Origin of the sequence: Proteus vulgaris (genome assembly GCF_033708015.1) — a bacterium.
In the GTDB taxonomy this organism is placed as follows: Bacteria; Pseudomonadota; Gammaproteobacteria; order Enterobacterales; family Enterobacteriaceae; genus Proteus.
In genome coordinates, this window is the sequence record NZ_CP137920.1 from 1,383,763 (window position 1) to 1,404,835 (window position 21,073).

Below are 21,073 nucleotides of genomic sequence, written 5' to 3' on the forward strand. Positions count from 1 at the left end.
GGTGAATTTGAATGAGTCAGGTATATAACTTTAGTGCAGGTCCGGCTATGTTACCGGCAGAAGTCCTTCGTCGTGCAGAATTAGAATTATGCAACTGGCATGAACTTGGGCGTTCGGTTATGGAAATTAGCCACCGCAGTAAAGAGTTTCTTGAAGTTGCTCATCAGGCAGAACAAGATCTACGTGATCTTCTCAATGTGCCAGAAAACTACAAAATTCTTTTTTGCCACGGTGGGGCTCGAGGCCATTTTGCAGCGTTACCTCTCAATTTATTAGGCGATAAAGCCAGCGCTGATTATATTGATGGTGGCTATTGGGCTAAAAGTGCAGCCGAAGAAGCTGAAAAATATTGTTCGCCAAATATCATTAAAATTAAAACAGAAGTTGATGGCAAAATTGGTGTTAAGCCAATGAAAGAGTGGCAATTAAGTGCAGATGCGGCTTATGTGCATTATTGTCCAAATGAAACCATTGATGGTATTGCTATTCATGAAGAGCCCGATTTTGATGATAGCAAAATTATTATTGCTGACTATTCCTCTTCTATTTTATCTCAACCAATAGATGTGAGTCGTTATGGTGTTATCTATGCGGGGGCACAAAAGAATATTGGTCCTGCGGGTTTAACGATTGTCATTATTCGTGAAGATCTATTAGGTAAAGCGCGCAAAGAAACGCCTTCCGTTTTTGATTACACCGTACTTGCTGAAAATGATTCCATGTTTAATACTCCACCTACCTTTGCTTGGTATCTATCAGGAATGGTCTTTAAATGGTTAAAAGAGCAAGGTGGTTTACAAGAGATGGCAAAACGTAACTATGAAAAAGCAGTGCTTCTTTATAGCGCAATTGATAATAGTGATTTCTATATCAATCGTGTAGCCACAGAAAACCGTTCACTAATGAATGTACCTTTCCAAATGTCTTCTCCTGAGCTGGATTCTGTATTCTTAAAAGAGGCAGAAGCACAAGGTTTAGTCGCCTTAAAAGGTCACCGTGTATCAGGTGGTATGCGTGCTTCTATTTATAATGCAATGCCATTGGCGGGAGTTCAGGCATTAGTTGACTTTATGGCTGATTTTGAACGTCGTCATGCGTAATAAATAGGATCTAGAATAAGAAAACCTGCTTAAAATACAGGTTTTCTTATTTATTCAATATTTAAGCTGTTAATAATTAAAATTGAATTACTGAGTACAGAATTAATAAATAAAAATATAAGTACCTGAATAATTTATATTTAATTAAATAGCACTTTCGTTTAATTTACTTGTTTATTGGAGTTTTACCTGTTTATGGAATCATTAACATTACAACCTATCGCTCATATCGAAGGTGTTATTAATTTACCAGGATCAAAAAGTGTCTCTAACCGTGCGTTGTTATTAGCGGCTTTGGCTAAAGGTAAAACTCGTCTCACTAACTTATTAGATAGTGATGATATTCGTCATATGCTTAATGCATTAAAAGTGTTAGGTGTACAATATCAATTATCAAATAACAATACGGTATGTGATATTGAAGGGCTAGGAGGCGAATTTAAAACCACTTCGCCATTAGAGCTCTTTTTAGGTAATGCAGGTACAGCAATGCGCCCATTAGCGGCAGCATTAAATCTCGGCCAGCATGATATTATTCTTACTGGTGAACCTCGCATGAAAGAGCGTCCGATTGGGCATTTAGTTGACGCTTTACGTCAAGGTGGCGCAAAAATTGACTACCTTGAACAGACGGATTATCCGCCAATTCGCTTACGGGGTGGCTTTTTAGGTGGCAATGTTGAGGTTGATGGTAGTGTTTCTAGCCAATTTTTGACTGCATTATTAATGACAGCACCTTTAGCAGAGCAAGATACGATTATTACCATTAAAGGTGAATTAGTATCAAAACCTTACATTGATATTACCTTAGCATTAATTAATACCTTCGGTGGTAAAATTGAAAACCAAGGCTATCAACGCTTTGTTATAAAAGGTGGTCAGCAATATCAATCACCAGAAAAGTACCTTGTAGAAGGTGATGCTTCATCTGCTTCTTATTTTTTAGCCGCAGCGGCGATTAAAGGCGGTACAGTACGAGTTACAGGCATAGGTAAAAACAGCTTACAAGGAGATATTCATTTTGCTTCTGTTCTTGAAAAAATGGGCGCAAAAGTACGCTGGGGTGACGACTATATTGAGTGCGAGCGTGGAACGTTAAAAGGTATTGATATGGATATGAATACTATCCCTGATGCCGCAATGACGATTGCGACAACGGCACTTTTTGCTGAAGGTGAAACAGTTATCCGCAATATTTATAACTGGCGTGTAAAAGAAACTGACCGATTAGCGGCAATGGCTGCTGAGTTACAAAAAGTGGGTGCGATTGTTGAAGAAGGGCACGACTACTTAAAAGTGATACCACCAAAACAGTTAACCACTGCGGATATCGAAACTTATAATGATCACCGTATTGCGATGTGTTTTTCGCTGGTGGCGCTTTCAGATACGCCTATTACTATTCTCGATCCGGGATGTACCGCAAAAACGTTCCCTGATTATTTTGAGAAATTAGCAACACTTTCTCAAGGTAATAATTAATGAGAAAATGATTAATTAAAATAAGTTAAATTTAACTCAATTAAATTGGCAGCATTGGACTTTTCAAAGAACAATACTGCCGATTTTTTATTGTAAATAGATTCGTTTTTGTGACTGCTCCCCGCCGTAAACGGCGAGGCTTCCCACTTCTCAGACCGCAACCCTCTGTACGACGGATTTACGCGGGTCTCCATGGGCTGAAACGACGAGTCCCGCCGCGTGTAATTCCAATATGCCCTTGTGTCGGATATTGATTGCCGCATTGATATCTCGGTCATGTTCAACTCCACATTCAGGGCATTGCCAGATACGCTTATGTAGTGGCATTTCTGACATTTTATGACCGCAACAATGACAGGTTTTCGAACTGGCAAACCATTGATCCAGTTTTACCAGATGGACGCCTTTTTCTGCGGCTTTATATTCCAGCTTTGTGATAAAACCATGCCAGCCTGCATCACCGATAGCGCGAGCCAGACAGTGGTTTTTCATCATATTCGCCGATTTCAGTGTCTCTACAATTACCGCTTGGTTTTCGTCAACAATTGCACGAGAGAGTTTGTGTTGAAAATCAGCACGGGCATTGGCTACCCGTTCGTGTACACCTGCAAGCTGTATTCGGGCTTTACGGCGATTAGCACTCCCTTTTTGCTTGCGAGATAAGGCTTTTTGTTTTCGACGTAGGTGACGGCTGGCATTGATAAGGTGGCGCGGATTAGCAATCTTATTGCCGTCTGATTTGATGGCGTAATGACTCAGCCCCACATCAAGCCCCGTGATATTTGATATCAATGTTGGCTTTGCCGGTGCTTCTACCCCGTCATCACAGAGTAGTGACGCATAGTATTTTCCGGTTGCGCTGCGGCTCAGTGTGATACTTTTCAGCGCCCCCGTAATTTCACGATGTAAACGCGCTTCAATCGGTGCGATTTTCGGGATTTTTATCGCGCCATCAATGACTTTGATCCCGACACAATGATAGCTAGATTGTCTGCCATGCTTACTTTTAAACGTGGGAAAACGGGCTTTTAGTTTCGGATTAAAAAAGTTGGAGAAAGCCACGTCAAGGTTAATCACCGCCTGCTGCAATGCTATGGAGTCATATTCTTTAAGCCACCCATATCTGCGGGATTTTTTCGCCACTGCAAGCAGCGGTTTAAGGTCTTTACGCGGGTTTAAATTTACGCCGTGCCGCTGGTAAGCGTCTTTCTTGATGTGCAGCGCTTTGTTGTACGCAAAACGAACCGCACCGAACTGAGCGTTGAGATATTCAGCCTGTTCTGGTGTTGGGTAGATGCGTACTTTTGTTGCTCTTAACATCATCAGCGCTCATTGATATAATGTTTTTATTTTAACATGTTAGGGCAATATATCAATTGAGTAATCATAATGATTTACTGGCGGAACCCCTCAGAAAGCGGCACCGTGTCAGTAAACTGGTCGTGCCTCTGATCTTTACGACAAAGTATCGACGTAAGCTATTTGACGGACTGATGCTCGCTCAACTGCGTGATGCATTTGACTCCGCTGCGGCAAAACTTGAATGCGAAATTATTGAGATGGACGGAGAGCCTGACCATGTGCATCTGCTGGTTGCTTACCCGCCAAAACTGGCGGTCAGTGTGATGGTCAACAATCTGAAATCAGTATCGTCGCGCCTGCTGCGCCAGCAAAACACACATTTACGGACGCAAAGTAAAACGGGGCTTTTGTGGTCAAGGTCGTACTTTGTCTGTAGCACCGGAGGGGCAACGATTGAAACACTCAGAGCCTACGTTCAGAGTCAGTCAACGCCTGATTGATCTTTAAAGCCCTGCGGGCTTTTCGCCTTATACCCCCGCCCGCACTGGGCGAGGGTTTACGGCGTTTTTCGCTAAAAAATGCACTATCTCGAAAAAATAATATTAAATAAGACGCGTTAGTACCTATCTACTTATTTCTTCCTATACATTGTATGCGTATAATGTCGCGCATATATTAATACTGTTTTTCTTTGTTTGAACGCTATGCTTATTATATCAATGTAATAAGAGCAACAAATACAGAAATGCAGTGTCCACGAAAAGGAGAAACTCATGGCGGTTAGCGTCCCTGTTATAACTGTTGATGGGCCTAGCGGAGCAGGTAAAGGAACATTATGTCAAGCATTAGCGAAAGCGTTTGGTTGGCATTTACTCGATTCTGGTGCTATTTATCGTGTATTGGCATTAGCCGCTTTACATCACCATGTTGATATAACCTCAGAAGATGCTTTAGTGCCCTTGGCTGCAAATTTAGATGTGCGTTTTATTCCTAATGAGAATGGCTTAAGTGTCATTCTTGAAGGTGAAGATGTTTCAACTGAAATTCGAACAGAAACAGTTGGAAATACGGCATCACAAGCGGCGACTTTTCCCCGTGTAAGAGAAGCATTACTGCGTCGTCAGCGTGCGTTTCGTACTGCGCCTGGCTTAATTGCAGATGGCAGAGATATGGGCACCATTGTTTTTCCTGATGCCCAAGTAAAAATATTTCTAGAGGCGAGTGCAGAAGAGCGTGCGCGTCGTCGCATGTTACAGTTGCAGGAAAAGGGCTTTAATGTTAACTTTGAGCGCCTTTTATCCGAGATAAAAGAACGCGATCACCGTGACCGGAATCGCGCTGTTGCGCCACTTGTTGCGGCGAAAGATGCATTAATTCTCGATTCTACAAGTTTGTCTATTGACGAAGTCATTGAAAAATCGTTGACTTATGCTAAAAAAAATCTGCAATTAACAGCGTAATTCATTTTTATTTCGTTTATACTAGGAAATTATCTAAATCGGGTTGACGTGTTAATGAAAACACAACAATGCCCGATGACCTCGTCACAAAGGATGTAATGAGGTATGTGAAACAACCCCATTCGGCCGGATGCTAAATGGACGTTAATTAAATTTACTTGAAGATCATTAACATGACAGAATCTTTTGCTCAACTCTTTGAAGAATCCCTAAAAACAATCGAAACTCGTCCTGGCGCTATCGTTCGCGGCGTTGTAGTTGCTATCGATAAAGACGTTGTTCTGGTTGATGCAGGTCTGAAATCAGAATCTGCTATTCCTGTAGAACAATTCAAAAACGCTCAAGGCGAATTAGAAATCCAAGTGGGCGACGAAATTGATGTTGCTCTGGACGCGGTTGAAGATGGCTTCGGTGAAACCGTTCTGTCCCGTGAGAAAGCTAAACGTCACGAAGCGTGGCTGATGCTAGAAAAAGCTTACGAAGAAAACGAAACTGTTGTTGGTATCATCAACGGTAAAGTTAAAGGTGGTTTCACTGTTGAACTGAACGGCATTCGTGCGTTCTTACCTGGTTCACTGGTAGACGTTCGCCCAGTTCGCGATACAACTCATCTGGAAAACAAAGAGCTTGAGTTCAAAGTCATCAAATTAGACCAAAAACGTAACAACGTTGTTGTGTCTCGTCGTGCGGTTATCGAATCTGAAAACAGCGCAGAACGTGATCAGTTATTAGAAAACCTGCAAGAAGGCATGGAAGTTAAAGGTATCGTTAAGAACCTTACTGACTACGGTGCATTCGTTGATCTGGGCGGTGTTGACGGTTTACTGCACATCACTGACATGGCTTGGAAACGTGTTAAACACCCAAGCGAAATTGTCAATGTTGGCGACGAAATCACTGTTAAAGTCCTGAAATTCGACCGTGAACGTACTCGCGTATCATTAGGTCTGAAACAACTGGGCGAAGATCCATGGGTAGCTATCGCTAAACGTTATCCAGAAGGTACTAAACTGACTGGTCGTGTAACTAATCTGACTGATTACGGCTGCTTCGTAGAAATCGAAGAAGGCGTTGAAGGTCTGGTACACGTTTCTGAAATGGATTGGACTAACAAAAACATTCACCCATCTAAAGTTGTTAATGTTGGTGATGTTGTTGAAGTTATGGTTCTTGACATCGATGAAGAACGTCGTCGTATTTCACTGGGTCTGAAACAGTGTAAATCTAACCCATGGCAGCAATTCGCAGAAACTCACAACAAGAACGACCGTGTTGAAGGTAAAATCAAGTCTATTACTGACTTCGGTATCTTCATCGGTTTAGACGGCGGTATCGACGGTCTGGTTCACTTATCTGACATTTCTTGGAATGTTGCAGGTGAAGAAGCCGTTCGTGAATACAAAAAAGGCGACGAAATCGCTGCTGTAGTTCTGCAAGTTGATGCTGAACGTGAACGTATCTCACTGGGCGTTAAACAATTATCAGAAGATCCATTCAATAATTACCTGTCTGCTCACAAAAAAGGTGCTATTGTTTCTGGTAAAGTAACTGCTGTTGACGCTAAAGGCGCAACTGTAGAATTAGCTGACGGTGTTGAAGGTTATCTTCGTGCTTCAGAAGCTTCACGTGACCGCGTTGAAGATGCAACTCTGGTTCTGAATGTTGGCGAAGCTGTAGAAGCTAAATACACTGGCGTTGACCGTAAAAACCGCGTTATCAACTTATCTGTTCGTGCTAAAGACGAAGCAGACGAGAAAGACGCTATCGCTTCTGTAAACAACAAAGAAGAAGTTGGTTTTTCAAACAACGCTATGGCTGAAGCTTTCAAAGCAGCTAAAGGCGAATAATTTAAGTTATTAACGGAAGGCAACGTTAATCGTTGCCTATTTATCGGTAGTTTAGGGAGGTAATATGACCAAGTCTGAGTTAATCGAGAGACTTGCAGGCCTACAATCTCATCTTTCGGCTAAGACGGTTGAAGAAGCTGTAAAAGAAATGCTTGATCATATGGCTGATACTTTAGCTGATGGTGAGCGTATCGAAGTCCGCGGATTCGGCAGTTTTTCTCTACACTACCGTGCGCCGCGTACGGGTCGTAACCCGAAGACTGGTGATAAAGTAGATCTGGAAGGTAAATACGTTCCACACTTTAAGCCAGGTAAAGAGTTACGTGACCGTGTAAATATTTATACGGAATAATAACGCCTGTCGAAATGGCACGATGTTAGTTAACTTTCTCAAAAACGGTACTTAGGTGCCGTTTTTTATTCCCTAGTATTATGACTTTTAGTGTGTTTTTCTGTTCTTTAATCTTCTTCAATTTTTAATTCTAACTTATTCAATTCGCTCTATTTATTTTATCCACCATGTACCTTTCTTTTTATTACTATAATCCGCTTTAGTTTTAATTTCTCTATTTAATTACTGAACTCACTTAGTTGTTTTTCTTTTTATGAGTTTCTTCTCAAAATTTATTGTATGTAACAAGAGATCTTTTTCTTTTTATAAAGCATCGCTAAAAGATGGCATAAAAGTATTTCTTTAACTAAATGATAATATCATGATATTTAAAGAATGATTGAAGGCAAGGATGCTGAGAATGATTTTATTGAATCGAATGATGGTTTTTTTTAAGTTAGAGGTATTATCAATAAAACGGAAGTGTTTTCATTCAGCTTATTTTCAAAAACTTTATTTCACAAAATTAACTTTAGATAGTATTGCTTTAGCAATGATATTAGGCTGTTTACCGTTATTAGTTCAACATACACTTTTTAGTCAGACTATTTATTCTATTACTATTTTTGTTGCATTATTTTTATTATTTTTTCCTTTTCGTTCATTACGATTTTTCTCTATCTTTCTGTTTTTCTGGGTTTATTCAAATATGGCTGCATCATCCTTAATGACGAGAACGGAGCAGTTTGCCGATAATATAGTAATATTTGAAACCAAAATTATGGAATATCGCCAATTAACAGAGGGTAATATTATTATCAAAATACCCATTACCAAAAAAACGCGCTTCTCATCATCTGTTTATGCTAACGTGTATTGGCGAAATCCCCCTAAAAATATAGCAGTAGGGCAATATTGGAAATTTAAAATTCAATTCAGAGCAGTACATAGCTATTTAAATGAAGGTGGGTTTGATAGTCAAAAGTATGCTGTTTCTATGAAAGAAACGTTAACAGGTAAAGTGATGACGGCCCAGTTTATCCGAGATGATACATCACTGCGTACTCAATTTATTCAAACCCTTTCAACTTATTGGCAAACTGCAGAAAATAAAGGCGAAATTATTGCTTTAGTCTTAGGTAATAAGCGATATATTGAACCTGAGAAGAAAGATCTCTATATCAAAACAGGAGTTGCACATTTAATTGTGATATCGGGGTTGCATATAGGTTTAGCTGCTTGTGCTGGCTGGATCATTGCAAGAAGTATTCAATTTATATTTCCTATCAGATGGATTAATCCACAGTTTCCATTAGTCATAGCTTGGCTATGTGGGGTTTTCTATGCTGCGTTATCAGGTTGGGGAATACCAGCAACAAGAGCTGTTATTGGATTAACCGTTTGGGTGATTTTACATTGGGCAAACCGATTATTTTTACCTTGGCAATGGGTACTTTGGAGCGCCGCACTCATTCTTATTATTGAACCTCTTTCTATCCTTTCAGCCAGTTTCTGGCTTTCCTTTTCTGCTGTATTTGCCATTATTTTTTGGTATTGGATGTATCCATTAAAAACTAAATATAATTATCAAAAACGGTGGTTTATTTTACGATTGGTACATTTACAATTTGGTTTATTAATTATTTTGTTACCATTTCAATTATATTTATTTAATGGTGCTAATTTTTTTAGTTTTATCGTTAATTTGTGGGCAGTTCCTGTTATTTCTTTTATTACCGTACCGTTAATAATGATTGGATTATTGACATTTTTTCTCTCATTTTTACAGCCGATAATTTGGCATTGGGTTGATCTTTCTATCAATTTTGCTTTTTGGTGTACTCCATTATTTTTACCATTTTGGCAAGAAAGTGGTGCTATTCCTTTATTATTAGCTTTTTTGGGGCTCGGCATTATTTTAGTCATCAAAATGTCATGGTGGCATTATCATTTTATATGCATTGTGGCTATTGGTGCTGTTTTATATTGTGAATTGACAGCTTCTTCACGCTATCAATGGCGAATGTCCATGCTAGATGTTGGACATGGTTTAGCTGTTGTTCTTGAAAAAGAAGGAGAAGCGGTTATTTATGATACTGGAATACGGTGGAAAAGTGGTGGTTCAATTGCCAAAAGTGTCATTATTCCTTATTTAAAAAGTCATCGGCTTAAACCCGTTGCATTGATAATTAGTCACGATCATCTTGATCATACTGGGGGGATTAACGATTTAATAAAAGCGTATCCTAACTTAAACATTCGTAGTAGTTTTGACGATCCTTCGCATTTACCTTGTTTAAGTAATAAATCATGGCAATGGAAAGGGCTTCGATTTGAGGCATTATGGCCACCGAATAAGTTACCTTCCCCGAAGAATAATCAATCCTGTGTGATTAATGTCAGTGATGGTAAACACCATATTCTTTTGACTGGAGATATAGAAAAAGAAGCTGAAGCTCAATTAGTAAGAGTCAAAAAAGAACAACTGAAAGCCGATGTTTTACAAGTTCCTCACCATGGTAGTCAAACATCATCCACATTGATGTTTATTCAAGCAGTATCACCTAAATTTGCGCTCGTTTCTGCTGCTCGTTATAGCCCTTGGCGTTTACCTTCTGATAAAGTACATCATCGTTATAAAAGAGAAGCTATTAATTGGCTAACAACTTCTATTAGTGGACAAATTTCTATCGAGTTTAATCAAAATAATATTGATGTATTTACCTATAGACGAGATATTTTACCTCGTTGGTATCATCAGTGGTTTGGTGTTTTGACGTTTCCCGAGTAGAATGACCGGCTAATTATTAAAAGTTTGGTAATATATATGAATGATATAGATCTATCAACGTGGCAAACATTCCGCCGCTTATGGCCAATGATCCGACTTTTTAAAGCAGGGTTAATCGTTGCTGCAATTGCATTAGTCATCAATGCGGGGGTGGATGCATTTATGATTTCTTTATTAAAACCGCTTCTTGATGAAGGTTTTGGTAAAGCCAGCAATGACGTATTAAAATGGATGCCTCTTGCTGTTATTGGACTGATCGTTCTGCGTGGTATATCTAACTTTATTTCAAGTTACTGCCTTTCTTGGGTATCAGGAAAAGTGGTAATGAATATGCGTCGCCGACTGTTTTCTCACATAATGGGAATGCCGGTGAGCTTTTTTGATCAGCAATCAACAGGGACTTTACTCTCTCGTATCACATATGATTCAGAACAAGTTGCCTCTTCATCATCAGGCGCATTAATCACAGTTGTACGTGAAGGTGCTTATATTATTGGGCTATTTTGTTTGATGTTTTACTATAGCTGGCAATTATCCCTGATCCTTATCGTTATCGCACCTATTGTGGCTGTTGTTATCCGTTTGGTATCGACTCGTTTTAGAACGATCAGTAAACGGATCCAAAATAGCATGGGACAAGTAACAACTAGCGCAGAGCAAATGCTAAAAGGGCATAAAGAAGTTCTGATTTTTAATGGTCAAGAAGTTGAAAATAAGCGCTTTAACCATGTGAGTAATCATATTCGCCGTCAAGGTATGCGTATGGTTGTCGCCTCGTCAATTTCAGATCCTATTATTCAATTGATTGCTTCCTTTGCATTAGCATTTGTTCTATATGCAGCAAGTTTCCCAGAAATTATGGAAACATTAACGGCGGGGACAATTACGGTTGTCTTCTCCTCAATGGTTGCATTAATGCGCCCATTAAAATCGTTGACTAACGTAAATGCTCAATTTCAGCGTGGTATGGCTGCTTGTCAGACACTATTTACTATCCTCGATATGGAGCAAGAAAAAGACACGGGTAAGCTTGAACTGAAAAAACCAACGGGTGATATTGAATTTCGTAACGTGACTTTCCAATATGTTACGAAAGATACGCCAGCATTGAAAAATATGTCGTTTACCATTCCAGCAGGAAAAACTGTTGCATTAGTTGGACGTTCAGGCTCTGGTAAATCTACGATTGCCAACCTGATCACTCGTTTTTATGACGTTAATGAAGGTGAGATATTAATTAATGGTCATGATATTCGTGAATACACATTAAAATCTTTGCGTAACCAAGTTGCATTAGTTTCTCAAAATGTGCATCTTTTTAATGAAACTGTGGCAAACAATATCGTCTATGCTTGTGAAGAGCAGTATACCCGTGAAGATATTGAAAAAGCGGCGAAAATGGCTCATGCGATGGATTTTATCCAAAAAATGGATAAAGGCTTAGATACTGAAATTGGTGAAAATGGTGTGTTACTTTCAGGTGGACAACGTCAGCGTATTGCAATTGCAAGAGCATTATTACGAGATTCCCCTATTCTTATTCTTGATGAAGCAACATCAGCGTTAGATACAGAATCAGAACGAGCTATTCAGTCCGCACTTGATGAACTACAGAAAAACAGAACCTCTTTAGTCATTGCTCACCGTTTATCAACGATTGAAAAAGCGGATGAAATATTAGTTATTGAAGACGGCGAAATTGTTGAACGTGGCGCACACCTTGATTTGATTGAAAAACAGGGTATTTATGCACAACTTCACAGGATGCAATTTGGCAAATGATTGAGCGGATTTGGTCTGGTAAATCTTGGTTTTATATCCTATTGCTTCCATTCTCATGGTTGTATGGTGCGATTACACTGCTAAGGCGTTTTGCATATCAGAAAGGGTGGTTAGCATCATGGAAGGCCCCTGTTCCTGTTGTGATTGTGGGGAATTTAACTGCAGGTGGGAATGGTAAAACACCTGTTGTGATATGGCTTGTTGAGCAATTAATACAGCGGGGATTTAAACCAGGTGTCGTGTCTCGTGGTTACGGCGGAAAATCAGATCATTATCCATTACTTTTGACATCCGATACGACACCAGCCATGGCTGGTGATGAACCTGTATTGATTCATCATCGGACAACGGCTCCCGTTGCAGTTGCGCCTAATCGACGAGATGCAGTAAAAGCGTTATTAGCTCAATATGATCTGGATGTGATCATCACTGATGATGGTTTACAACATTATGCATTACAGCGTGATTATGAAATTGTTGTCATTGATGGTCAACGTCGATTTGGCAATGGTTGGTGGTTACCAGCAGGCCCTATGCGGGAGCGTGCAGGGCGCTTAAATTCAGTAGATGCAATTATCGTTAATGGTGGAGTAAGCCAAGGTAATGAGATAAGCATGGTACTGGAAGGTGATATTGCTGTTAATCTTAAAACGGGAGAAAAAAGACCAATCCAGCAAATTAAAAAGGCGGTTGCTATCGCTGGGATTGGTCATCCACCTCGATTTTTTAACTCATTACGTGAAAAAGGGATTGCATTAATCACAACAAAAGCATTTAGTGATCATAGTGATTATAGTGCTCAAGAATTACAGGATTTAACACCTGATTTAGAACCGCTTATTATGACAGAAAAGGATGCTGTGAAATGTCAGCATTTTGCACAAGATAATTGGTGGTATTTACCTGTTAGCGCTGAATTAAATAGCCAATCTGTGCTAAAACAAGTCAGCAATTTAATTTACAGCTCGAAAAAAACTTGTATCTGATCTGAAACAATGATATTTATAATGGAAATCAGGATAGCGTTACATAAAAGATTACCTACCCGTAGTTGCATATCGCTTTTGTCGTAGTTCAATTTAACTCGCCATTACCCTATCTACTCAAAAGCCTTGTGTGGAGAGTTTGTGGATCTTGAATGTAAATTAATATTTTGTGCAGTGAAGAGTGTCAGCTTTGTGCATGATGAATGATAAAAAACCGTTTTAATGATGACTCATTGTTTTTATATTCGGTTGTCTTTTTATCCATGCTCTATAAATATCGAGATGTCATTTTTTCGTCATATTGATACTGTAAATATTTATTGCGCTTTATGATATTTATTCAGCTTAGCTATCACGGTTTTGAACATTTATATTTGAATAATAAAATGCACTACTTAGATTAATGTGTTCAGAATTTAATTGGGGTTTTATATAAGAAGACTTAATAAAAAGTAGGATGCATTTGTATAGGAAAATAACACTATACAAAGAACAAAAGGAGTTTATCTATCATGACATTACAATTAAGAATGGGTCGCGTAAAATGGTTTGACAATAACAAAGGTTATGGTCTTATTGTTGCAAGAGACATTGAACAAGAAATTTATGTCAATAAAAAAGCGATTGCCAATACAAAAAATAAAGCATTAACAGAAGGTCAAGACGTTGAGTTTTCTGTTATCAGAACAGCAGCAGGTTTAGAAGCCGCTGATGTTATTGGGTTTTAAATAAGGCGTTGCCTTATTAAAGATGTAGATAAAACGATAGTTTAATACTGAAACTAAATTATCGTTTATGCCTATTTTTAGGTAGGTAAACGTGAATAGTTTGCCACTAAGTTGAATAAGTCATATAAAAGAGTCATTTCGTTAATAAGAATGCAATAAAGATAATAAAAAGGTTAAATTATTATCAATAAAAGCTGAATGTAATTCTTTATTAATGATGTTGCAGACTCAACGATAAAAAGCCACATTAATGTGGCTTTTTTGTTGCTTATAGTAAAAGAGAAAATAATAAATTCATTAATAACTAAAATAATTTTCGAATTATCACTAAACGAGAGGTTTTGAGTATTAACGCTGATCCTTCCTTATGATATCCTTTCGCCATATAAAATGATTAACCCTTGAGAGGGACAAAATGGATCACCGCTTACTTGAAATTATTGCTTGCCCAGTTTGCCATGGCAAACTTATCTTTGATAAAGAAAACTCAGAGCTTATCTGCAAAATTGATCATTTAGCTTATCCTGTACGTGACAATATCCCCGTTCTTCTGGAGAATGAAGCAAGAGAATTATCACTAGAAGAGGAAAAGTAACTTCATGTTTACGGTCATTATCCCAGGTCGATATGCATCGACCCGTTTACCGGGTAAACCTCTCGCGGATATTCATGGTAAGCCTATGATTGTTCGTGTAATGGAACAGGCTATGCGCTCTGGTGCAAACCGAGTCATTGTTGCAACTGATAACTTAGATGTTGTTGCCGCAGTTGAAAAAGCGGGTGGGGAAGCGTGCATGACTCGCGAAGATCACCATTCTGGTACAGAACGTTTAGCTGAAGTCATTGAAAAATACCAATTTGCAGATGACGAGATAATCGTTAACGTACAAGGTGATGAGCCTCTTATTCCACCCACTATTATTACTCAAGTAGCCGAAAATTTGGCGAGTTGTGGCGCAGGAATGGCGACATTAGCGGTGCCTATTGTTGACTCAAAAGAAGCTTTTAATCCGAATGCGGTGAAAGTTGTGATGGATGCAAAAGGTTTCGCACTTTATTTTTCTCGTGCAACCATTCCTTGGGAAAGAGATCGTTTTAATTTGTCACATGATGAAATTGGTGAGCACTATTTACGCCATATTGGTATTTATGCTTATCGCGCGGGCTTTATACGTCGATATATTACTTGGGAGCCAAGCCCATTAGAATCTATTGAAATGTTAGAGCAACTGCGTGTGCTGTGGTATGGTGAAAAAATCCATGTTGCAAAAGCATTAGAAGTTCCTGGTGTGGGTGTAGATACACAAGATGATCTTATCGCAGCCAGAGCTGCCTATCGTGCTCTTAATCAAGAATTTTAATTATTATATTAAAATCTGAAATCTCTCGCGGCACTTATTTTATTAAGTGCCGTTTTTATATTTTTTTAACTTTATTTAACTATTTAATGTTATTGAGTTTATTATCGCTAAATTACAATTTTTAATTGTAATATTGGTTATTTCTCTGACATTTGGCGACGAATATCTTCCATTCTCACTTCTTAATCCCCAAGTTTCAATATATTGATGATCTCAGTTTCAATAAGATATCTCTTTTATCAAAATATAAAAATCTTAATTTGTATAATGACTTAAAAATAGAATGGAAAAAATAAGATGCTCAAAAAATGATGAATATAAAAAGTGAGTAAAATATTGATTGAAAGAAATATTATGTTTTTCCCGTTCAACCTATTAAATAATGATCTAACCATCAATTATATAATTTAATTACTGCTATACTTTTAAATAATTGAAATACGTAATTATAACGCCAATTTTTGGGAAAAAGTAAAAACATTATCTATACTAAATAATTATAAAGGTTTAAGTATTAAATGATTAAAGGAGTTTGAAAATATGATCCGATGTGTTCGCTTATGGACTGGAGAAGATGGTAATTCGTTATTTGAAGAAGGTGTTATCGAATTTCAAAATAGCTCTCAAGGCGATAGGGAAAGTTTGCCTATCAATGTTTCAGAATTATCGTTTCGGGAAACAACTTCTGGTGGTTCATATGATTGGCATCAAGATCCCGTTCCTCGTTATGTTATTACCTTATCAGGAACATTAGAGTTTGAAACAAAAGATGGTTCTACTTTCATTATTAAGCCTGGTGATGTGTTATTAGCACAAGATAACAGTGGTACAGGTCATAAATGGCGTCTTTTAGATAATGAGCCTTGGCGTCGTGCTTATGTTGTCTATAAAGAAGATGCAGGATTATGTTTTAAGGCTGGCAAAATAACCAACTAATTGAGGGATTGTTATGAATAAATCTATTAGTGAGCAGGTTGATGTCGCATTAATTGGCGCTGGTATTATGAGTGCGACGCTCGGTACACTACTTAAAGAGCTTGAACCTAGTTTAAAAATCGCAATGTTCGAAAGACTAAATGATTGTGGCCAAGAGAGCTCTAATTCATGGAATAATGCAGGAACAGGACATGCCGCTAACTGTGAACTAAATTATACGCCACCAAATCCTGATGGAACTGTCAATATCAGCAAAGCATTAGAAGTTAATACAGAATTCGATTTATCTCGTCAGTTATGGTCTTATTTAGTAACAAAAGGAAAAATTACTGACCCGCGAGATTTTATTCATGCTTGCCCACATATGAGTTTTGTTTGGGGTGCTGATAACGTTAAATTTCTTCATCAACGTTATCGCCAAATGTCTGCTAATCACTGTTATGAAAATATGGAATACAGTGAAGATAAAAAACAAATTGAAGATTGGGCACCATTAATAATGGAAGGGCGAGATCCCAATCAACAACTTGCAGTGACTCGTGTTGCTACTGGCACTGATGTCGATTATGGTGCATTAACACATTTATTAGTTAAGCAACTTTCTCAACAAGACAATTTTGAGTTGCACTATAAACATGATGTTATCGATATCAAGAGAAATGAAGCTGGTGGTTGGAATATTGAAGTTAAAGATCTCACCACTCATGATAAATACCTAATTTCAGCCAAATATGTGTTCGTTGGTGCAGGTGGCCGTGCCATCGATTTATTACAAAAATCAGGTATTCCAGAAGGTAAAGGTTACGGGGGGTTCCCTGTTAGTGGTATTTGGTTGCGCTGTGATGAAGATAAAATTTCTAATCGCCATCATGCTAAAGTTTATGGGAAAGCGGATGTAGGTTCACCGCCTATGTCTGTACCACACCTTGATACACGTATTATTGCAGGTAAACGCTCTTTACTCTTTGGTCCTTATGCTGGATTTTCGAGTAAATTTTTAAAACAGGGTTCATATTTAGATTTATTTGAGTCAATTCGATTAAGTAATATAGAACCGATGCTTGATGTAGCAAAAGATAACTGGTCATTGACTGAATATTTAATTGGTCAAGTCTTACAAACTTCTGCACATCAATTTGAAATGCTCAAACAATTTTATCCTCAGGCACAGCATGAAGATTGGCAAGAAGCGGTAGCTGGACAACGGGTTCAGATCATTAAGCCTGAAGCTAAGCATCATGGCGTGTTAGAATTTGGTACTGAGTTAATTAGCAGTGCAGATAAATCATTCTCAGTATTATTAGGGGCGTCACCAGGTGCTTCTACAGCGGCATTTATTGCTATCAATATCATTAAGTCTTGTTTTAAAGAGCAGCTTGAAAGTGATGGTTGGGAAGATCGTCTTAAAACGATTATTCCAACTTATGGTATTGATCTTAAAGTTGATGAGGATGCTTGTCGAAATATTCGTGCATCAACAGCTAAAATATTAAAATTAGATACGCCTTAGTCATCGTATTTATTAAAAAAAACAGACCTGTTGTTATGGTCTGTTTTTTTATTCGTGTTGCTATTATAAATAATATTTTCTCAGATAAATACACTTAGAAAACTTACATCATTTCTACAATAGAAATACCACCAATAATAGAAAGTAATGAACACAACGTACTTAATAATACGGTACCTGTTGCCATATCGGTATAAGCCTTATTTGTAATAGCTAAGGCAGGCACTGCTGTTGCGGTAGGTAAGACACCAATTAGAAATACCGCTTTTAATAACTCAGTCTCTAATCCAAGTGCAAACCCCGTTCCTAGAATTAATGCTCCTTGCACAACATTTTTTATTATCACATTAAAAACAATTTCAGTATTAACTTTAAGTTTAAGGCCTGAAATTAATAGTCCTAAGAAAAATAATGCCACTCCCCCCGATGTTTTCCCTATTTCATTAACTGAGTTTTGTAAAATCTCTGGAAGTTTAACGCCAAAAATAGCAAGTATAGCCCCGAAGATAGGTAGGAAAACTAATGGCTGAGATATAGCATTAAGCAATGACTGGAAAATACTTTTCCCTTGTTTGGCGCCACTAATCATCATCATCGTAAAAGGTAAAATAATCACTGTGTAGATCAAATTCCCCACGACCATAGCAATCAAACCTGATGAACCGACTGTTGCTAGTAATACCGGTGGTCCACAATAAGCCATATCAGGAAATGAAACCGACAACGCCTGCATTGCAGAATTCTTTTTATCATGTTTGAAAATAAACTTGCCACCTAAAAAACCAATGAGATAAGAAACAAGTAATCCTACCGCTAGCGCTAATAGATAATCGATATTAAAGAAAACCGAAGGAGAAGCTTGGGTTGCCGCTAAAAAGAGTGAAAACGGTAGTGCAATTTTAACGACAAAATCAGCAAAGGCTTGTGAATACTCTCTTTTAATAAACCCATATTTACCGGAGAGCCATCCAACTAAAAGCCCTAATATAATCGGTCCCAGTGCTGATAAGATGGTATGCAGTAACATATTACCTCTGGATGTTTAATATAGTGATTTTTGTTTTATTCAAGCATCCATAACTAATTAAAAAATAGTTATATCTTTATATGAATAAAACAACTCCGTATTATTACTTAGTAATAAAAATTAAATCTTTTTAATTATCGAAGATATTTGAAATTATTCAATAGATAAATGTCAATGTTATTTCATAGTGCTAAAAATAATACTTCATTTAGTAAATAGCACATGGAAAATTAAATTTAATAATAAAAACCATATATTAATATGGTTTTTAATGATATATAAAATTATTTTCTAATGCGCGTTCTATATATCTAATTCGTAACATGGTGATAACTTTTTTATAGAATATAATACATATTAATAATATCGATATCTGTTGAGTATTCAACGAGTTGATTATTGAGGAAAACTGAACCTCTATGTTGAGGTTCAGTATGGAGAAGAGATCAGTTATCTGAATTTATTTTATCTGACGGGGAATGATTATTTTCTGATATTTCTGTAGGTTGTTCCGAGGGTTTTACTGATTGCCATATCGATCCTAAAAATTCATACCATGCACGTTCGCTGTGTTGAAAATAGGTGGCGGAAGGAAAATATTTTTCCCAAGGATGTAATGGTGAAGTGATAGCCAATTGATTAGCTGGTGCAACAATAGGTTTCATTCCTCGCGCTAAAAAGAAACGCTCAGCACGAGCTAAATGGTTAGCAGACGTCACAAGTAAAAATGGTTTTTTGCCAATTAATTTATCAACTTCATAAGCTTCTTCTTCAGTATCTTTGGGTGTTGATAAGGCGATAGTTTTCTCAGCAGGTACACCTAAAGATTGTGCAACTTGAGCCGCTACCTCTGCACTGCTTATCTTATTAACACCGGCACCACCTGTAAAAATCAGTGTTGCGTTAGGATTGCGATAGTAGAGTCTTACACCTTCAGCAACACGAAACAAACTGTTGTTAAGAAGATTAGAACTTGGCGCCCATTCTGGGTTATAAGTAAATCCACCTCCTAAAACAACAATGTAGTTCACATCTTGTTGCGAATTTTCTCGTAATTCATAACGAGCTTGATACTCTTTTTCACTTGGCATTAATAGTGTATCGGCAACAGGCTGTATACCTAAAATAGTTAATAGAACAAGCGCGACAGTGAGTAGGCTTTTTCCCGTCTTTTGCCAACGAGTAAACCAAAGAAGTGCTAATGCAAAAAAGGCAATTAATAAGAGCAAAGGCAAGGGCATCAGAAAGCCTGCAACATATTTTTTGAGCAAAAACAGCATAAATCATCCTAAATTGAGTGAAATACATGCAATTGATAGCGAAAGCTTAGTGAAAACTAGGGGAATTCTAAGACGTTGTGTCAAAATAGCTAACACAACAACGTTTCATTAAGTTTTCATCAATAGAAATAAAGAGCCGTTTAATAATTTATAAAACGATAAACGTTTGAACGTTAAATTTTTTATTAATAAGCGTTATATTTATACTGCGCTTTGCGAATAGTCTGATTCATGACTTATTTCTTTAGAGAAAACAGTCAGTATCATAGAACACTGGTAAAATTGCCGTCATTATTTGTGTACAGTGTCTCATATTTTTGAATTTATCAGAATGCAAAGAGCGCAAGTAGTCAGCTGTTATCATGAGGCGTTTTAATGTCAGATCGTAATTTTGACGATATTGCAGATAAATTCTCCCGCAATATCTATGGCACAACAAAGGGTAAAATACGTCAAGCGGTGATTTGGGAAGATTTACAACAATTATTGACCCTCTTACCTAATCGGAGTTTGCGTATTTTAGATGCAGGTGGCGGTGAAGGTTATTTCTCTCGTCAGCTTGCTAAATTAGGACACCAAATTATCTTATGTGATTTATCACAAGAGATGCTTAATCGCGCACAAGAAGCAGCGATTGAAGAGGGTGTTGTCGAGAACATGACGTTCGTTTGTTGTGCCGCTCAAGAAATGAAAGAGCATATAGATGAAGGGGTTGATTTAATTCTATTTCATGCCGTATTGGAATGGATCACGGATCAGAAAGACGCCGTAAATGTTCTTACCGATATGTTGTTACCTCATGGTATTTTATCGCTGATGTTTTACAATGCGAATGGTATTGTCATGAGAAATGCGATTTTAGGAAATTTTCATCTGGCAAATCCAGAGATCCCACGTAGAAGAAAAAAATCGCTATCACCTCAAAACCCATTGCAACCAGAAGATGTTTATCAATGGCTAGATGAGTTTTCGATGACAATATTAGGAAAAACCGGTGTCCGCGTTTTCCATGATTATTTACAAAGTCGTCAGTTACAGAATAAAGACTTTCCATCGTTGCTTGCATTAGAGCAACGATATTGTCGGCAAGAGCCCTATATCAGTCTGGGGCGTTACATTCATGTCATGGCACAAAAGCGTGTAAATTAAG

At 37.8% G+C, this 21,073-nt stretch carries 18 protein-coding genes; 15 read left to right on the plus strand and 3 right to left on the minus strand.

What is annotated here, in order from left to right; genetic code table 11:
• Nucleotides 1–11: 11 nt before the first annotated feature.
• Both serC and aroA read left to right on the plus strand, forming a co-directional pair.
• The gene (gene serC, locus SB028_RS06430) at nucleotides 12–1,100 is read left to right on the plus strand and encodes a 3-phosphoserine/phosphohydroxythreonine transaminase (protein WP_069368186.1); all 1,089 of its coding nucleotides are present in this window, start codon (nucleotides 12–14) and stop codon (nucleotides 1,098–1,100) included.
• Nucleotides 1,101–1,295: 195 nt separating this feature from the next.
• Nucleotides 1,296–2,582, plus strand: a complete 1,287-nt coding sequence (gene aroA, locus SB028_RS06435; RefSeq protein ID WP_069368187.1) for a 3-phosphoshikimate 1-carboxyvinyltransferase — start codon at nucleotides 1,296–1,298, stop codon at nucleotides 2,580–2,582.
• Between the two features lie 150 nt (nucleotides 2,583–2,732).
• On the opposite strand, the gene SB028_RS06440 is transcribed toward aroA, so the two are convergent.
• On the minus strand, nucleotides 2,733–3,902 hold the full coding sequence (locus SB028_RS06440; protein WP_318860131.1) for an RNA-guided endonuclease TnpB family protein: 1,170 nt from the start codon (nucleotides 3,900–3,902) through the stop codon (nucleotides 2,733–2,735).
• A gap of 56 nt (nucleotides 3,903–3,958) precedes the next feature.
• Here SB028_RS06440 and tnpA point away from each other — a divergent pair, with 56 nt between their 5' ends.
• From tnpA to mqo, 12 genes are all read left to right on the plus strand, one after another.
• Entirely contained in the window at nucleotides 3,959–4,384 is a 426-nt protein-coding gene (tnpA, locus tag SB028_RS06445; RefSeq protein WP_069368236.1) for an IS200/IS605 family transposase, read from the plus strand.
• 273 nt (nucleotides 4,385–4,657) lie between these two features.
• On the plus strand, nucleotides 4,658–5,344 hold the full coding sequence (gene cmk, locus SB028_RS06450) for a (d)CMP kinase (RefSeq protein WP_069368237.1): 687 nt from the start codon (nucleotides 4,658–4,660) through the stop codon (nucleotides 5,342–5,344).
• A 173-nt stretch (nucleotides 5,345–5,517) separates the two neighbouring features.
• Nucleotides 5,518–7,191, plus strand: a complete 1,674-nt coding sequence (rpsA, locus tag SB028_RS06455; protein ID WP_006537421.1) for a 30S ribosomal protein S1 — start codon at nucleotides 5,518–5,520, stop codon at nucleotides 7,189–7,191.
• Nucleotides 7,192–7,255: 64 nt separating this feature from the next.
• Nucleotides 7,256–7,543 carry an integration host factor subunit beta gene (gene ihfB / locus SB028_RS06460; RefSeq protein ID WP_006537420.1) on the plus strand — a complete coding sequence of 96 codons (288 nt, stop codon included), beginning with the start codon at nucleotides 7,256–7,258 and terminating at the stop codon, nucleotides 7,541–7,543.
• A gap of 400 nt (nucleotides 7,544–7,943) precedes the next feature.
• Complete coding sequence (locus tag SB028_RS06465; protein ID WP_069368238.1) at nucleotides 7,944–10,313, plus strand: DNA internalization-related competence protein ComEC/Rec2; 2,370 nt, start codon at nucleotides 7,944–7,946, stop codon at nucleotides 10,311–10,313.
• 36 nt (nucleotides 10,314–10,349) lie between these two features.
• Nucleotides 10,350–12,095, plus strand: coding sequence for a lipid A ABC transporter ATP-binding protein/permease MsbA (gene msbA, locus SB028_RS06470; protein WP_069368239.1), 1,746 nt, complete (start codon nucleotides 10,350–10,352; stop codon nucleotides 12,093–12,095).
• Complete coding sequence (lpxK, locus tag SB028_RS06475; protein WP_069368240.1) at nucleotides 12,092–13,081, plus strand: tetraacyldisaccharide 4'-kinase; 990 nt, start codon at nucleotides 12,092–12,094, stop codon at nucleotides 13,079–13,081. Before msbA ends, lpxK begins: the two co-directional genes overlap by 4 nt.
• Nucleotides 13,082–13,593: 512 nt before the next feature.
• Nucleotides 13,594–13,809: a cold-shock protein gene (locus tag SB028_RS06480; protein WP_069368241.1), complete on the plus strand. Its 216-nt coding sequence runs from the start codon at nucleotides 13,594–13,596 to the stop codon at nucleotides 13,807–13,809.
• A 415-nt stretch (nucleotides 13,810–14,224) separates the two neighbouring features.
• The gene (locus tag SB028_RS06485) at nucleotides 14,225–14,404 is read left to right on the plus strand and encodes a Trm112 family protein (RefSeq protein ID WP_004244593.1); all 180 of its coding nucleotides are present in this window, start codon (nucleotides 14,225–14,227) and stop codon (nucleotides 14,402–14,404) included.
• Between the two features lie 4 nt (nucleotides 14,405–14,408).
• A complete protein-coding gene (gene kdsB / locus SB028_RS06490) occupies nucleotides 14,409–15,170 on the plus strand; it encodes a 3-deoxy-manno-octulosonate cytidylyltransferase (RefSeq protein ID WP_069368242.1) in 762 nt (253 codons plus the stop codon).
• A 540-nt stretch (nucleotides 15,171–15,710) separates the two neighbouring features.
• On the plus strand, nucleotides 15,711–16,106 hold the full coding sequence (locus SB028_RS06495) for a cupin domain-containing protein (RefSeq protein WP_069368243.1): 396 nt from the start codon (nucleotides 15,711–15,713) through the stop codon (nucleotides 16,104–16,106).
• 13 nt (nucleotides 16,107–16,119) lie between these two features.
• A complete protein-coding gene (mqo, locus tag SB028_RS06500) occupies nucleotides 16,120–17,616 on the plus strand; it encodes a malate dehydrogenase (quinone) (RefSeq protein WP_069368244.1) in 1,497 nt (498 codons plus the stop codon).
• 103 nt (nucleotides 17,617–17,719) lie between these two features.
• Here the strand turns inward: mqo and SB028_RS06505 are convergent, their stop codons facing one another.
• Entirely contained in the window at nucleotides 17,720–18,643 is a 924-nt protein-coding gene (locus tag SB028_RS06505) for an AEC family transporter (RefSeq protein ID WP_069368245.1), read from the minus strand.
• 446 nt (nucleotides 18,644–19,089) lie between these two features.
• Nucleotides 19,090–19,923, minus strand: coding sequence for an envelope biogenesis factor ElyC (elyC, locus tag SB028_RS06510; RefSeq protein ID WP_069368246.1), 834 nt, complete (start codon nucleotides 19,921–19,923; stop codon nucleotides 19,090–19,092).
• Nucleotides 19,924–20,298: 375 nt separating this feature from the next.
• Here elyC and cmoM point away from each other — a divergent pair, with 375 nt between their 5' ends.
• Nucleotides 20,299–21,072: a tRNA uridine 5-oxyacetic acid(34) methyltransferase CmoM gene (cmoM, locus tag SB028_RS06515; protein WP_069368247.1), complete on the plus strand. Its 774-nt coding sequence runs from the start codon at nucleotides 20,299–20,301 to the stop codon at nucleotides 21,070–21,072.
• Nucleotide 21,073 lies beyond the last annotated feature (1 nt).

Bases quoted from the DNA above. Each gene is read 5' to 3' on its own strand.
- mqo (WP_069368244.1), top strand. From the start codon at position 16,120: ATGAATAAATCTATTAGTGAGCAGGTTGATGTCGCATTAATTGGCGCT.
- elyC (WP_069368246.1), bottom strand. From the start codon at position 19,923: ATGCTGTTTTTGCTCAAAAAATATGTTGCAGGCTTTCTGATGCCCTTG.
- cmoM (WP_069368247.1), top strand. From the start codon at position 20,299: ATGTCAGATCGTAATTTTGACGATATTGCAGATAAATTCTCCCGCAAT.
- SB028_RS06480 (WP_069368241.1), top strand. From the start codon at position 13,594: ATGACATTACAATTAAGAATGGGTCGCGTAAAATGGTTTGACAATAAC.
- serC (WP_069368186.1), top strand. From the start codon at position 12: ATGAGTCAGGTATATAACTTTAGTGCAGGTCCGGCTATGTTACCGGCA.
- rpsA (WP_006537421.1), top strand. From the start codon at position 5,518: ATGACAGAATCTTTTGCTCAACTCTTTGAAGAATCCCTAAAAACAATC.
- SB028_RS06465 (WP_069368238.1), top strand. From the start codon at position 7,944: ATGATTTTATTGAATCGAATGATGGTTTTTTTTAAGTTAGAGGTATTA.
- msbA (WP_069368239.1), top strand. From the start codon at position 10,350: ATGAATGATATAGATCTATCAACGTGGCAAACATTCCGCCGCTTATGG.
- kdsB (WP_069368242.1), top strand. From the start codon at position 14,409: ATGTTTACGGTCATTATCCCAGGTCGATATGCATCGACCCGTTTACCG.
- SB028_RS06485 (WP_004244593.1), top strand. From the start codon at position 14,225: ATGGATCACCGCTTACTTGAAATTATTGCTTGCCCAGTTTGCCATGGC.
- SB028_RS06505 (WP_069368245.1), bottom strand. From the start codon at position 18,643: ATGTTACTGCATACCATCTTATCAGCACTGGGACCGATTATATTAGGG.
- SB028_RS06440 (WP_318860131.1), bottom strand. From the start codon at position 3,902: ATGTTAAGAGCAACAAAAGTACGCATCTACCCAACACCAGAACAGGCT.
- SB028_RS06495 (WP_069368243.1), top strand. From the start codon at position 15,711: ATGATCCGATGTGTTCGCTTATGGACTGGAGAAGATGGTAATTCGTTA.
- lpxK (WP_069368240.1), top strand. From the start codon at position 12,092: ATGATTGAGCGGATTTGGTCTGGTAAATCTTGGTTTTATATCCTATTG.
- cmk (WP_069368237.1), top strand. From the start codon at position 4,658: ATGGCGGTTAGCGTCCCTGTTATAACTGTTGATGGGCCTAGCGGAGCA.
- aroA (WP_069368187.1), top strand. From the start codon at position 1,296: ATGGAATCATTAACATTACAACCTATCGCTCATATCGAAGGTGTTATT.
- ihfB (WP_006537420.1), top strand. From the start codon at position 7,256: ATGACCAAGTCTGAGTTAATCGAGAGACTTGCAGGCCTACAATCTCAT.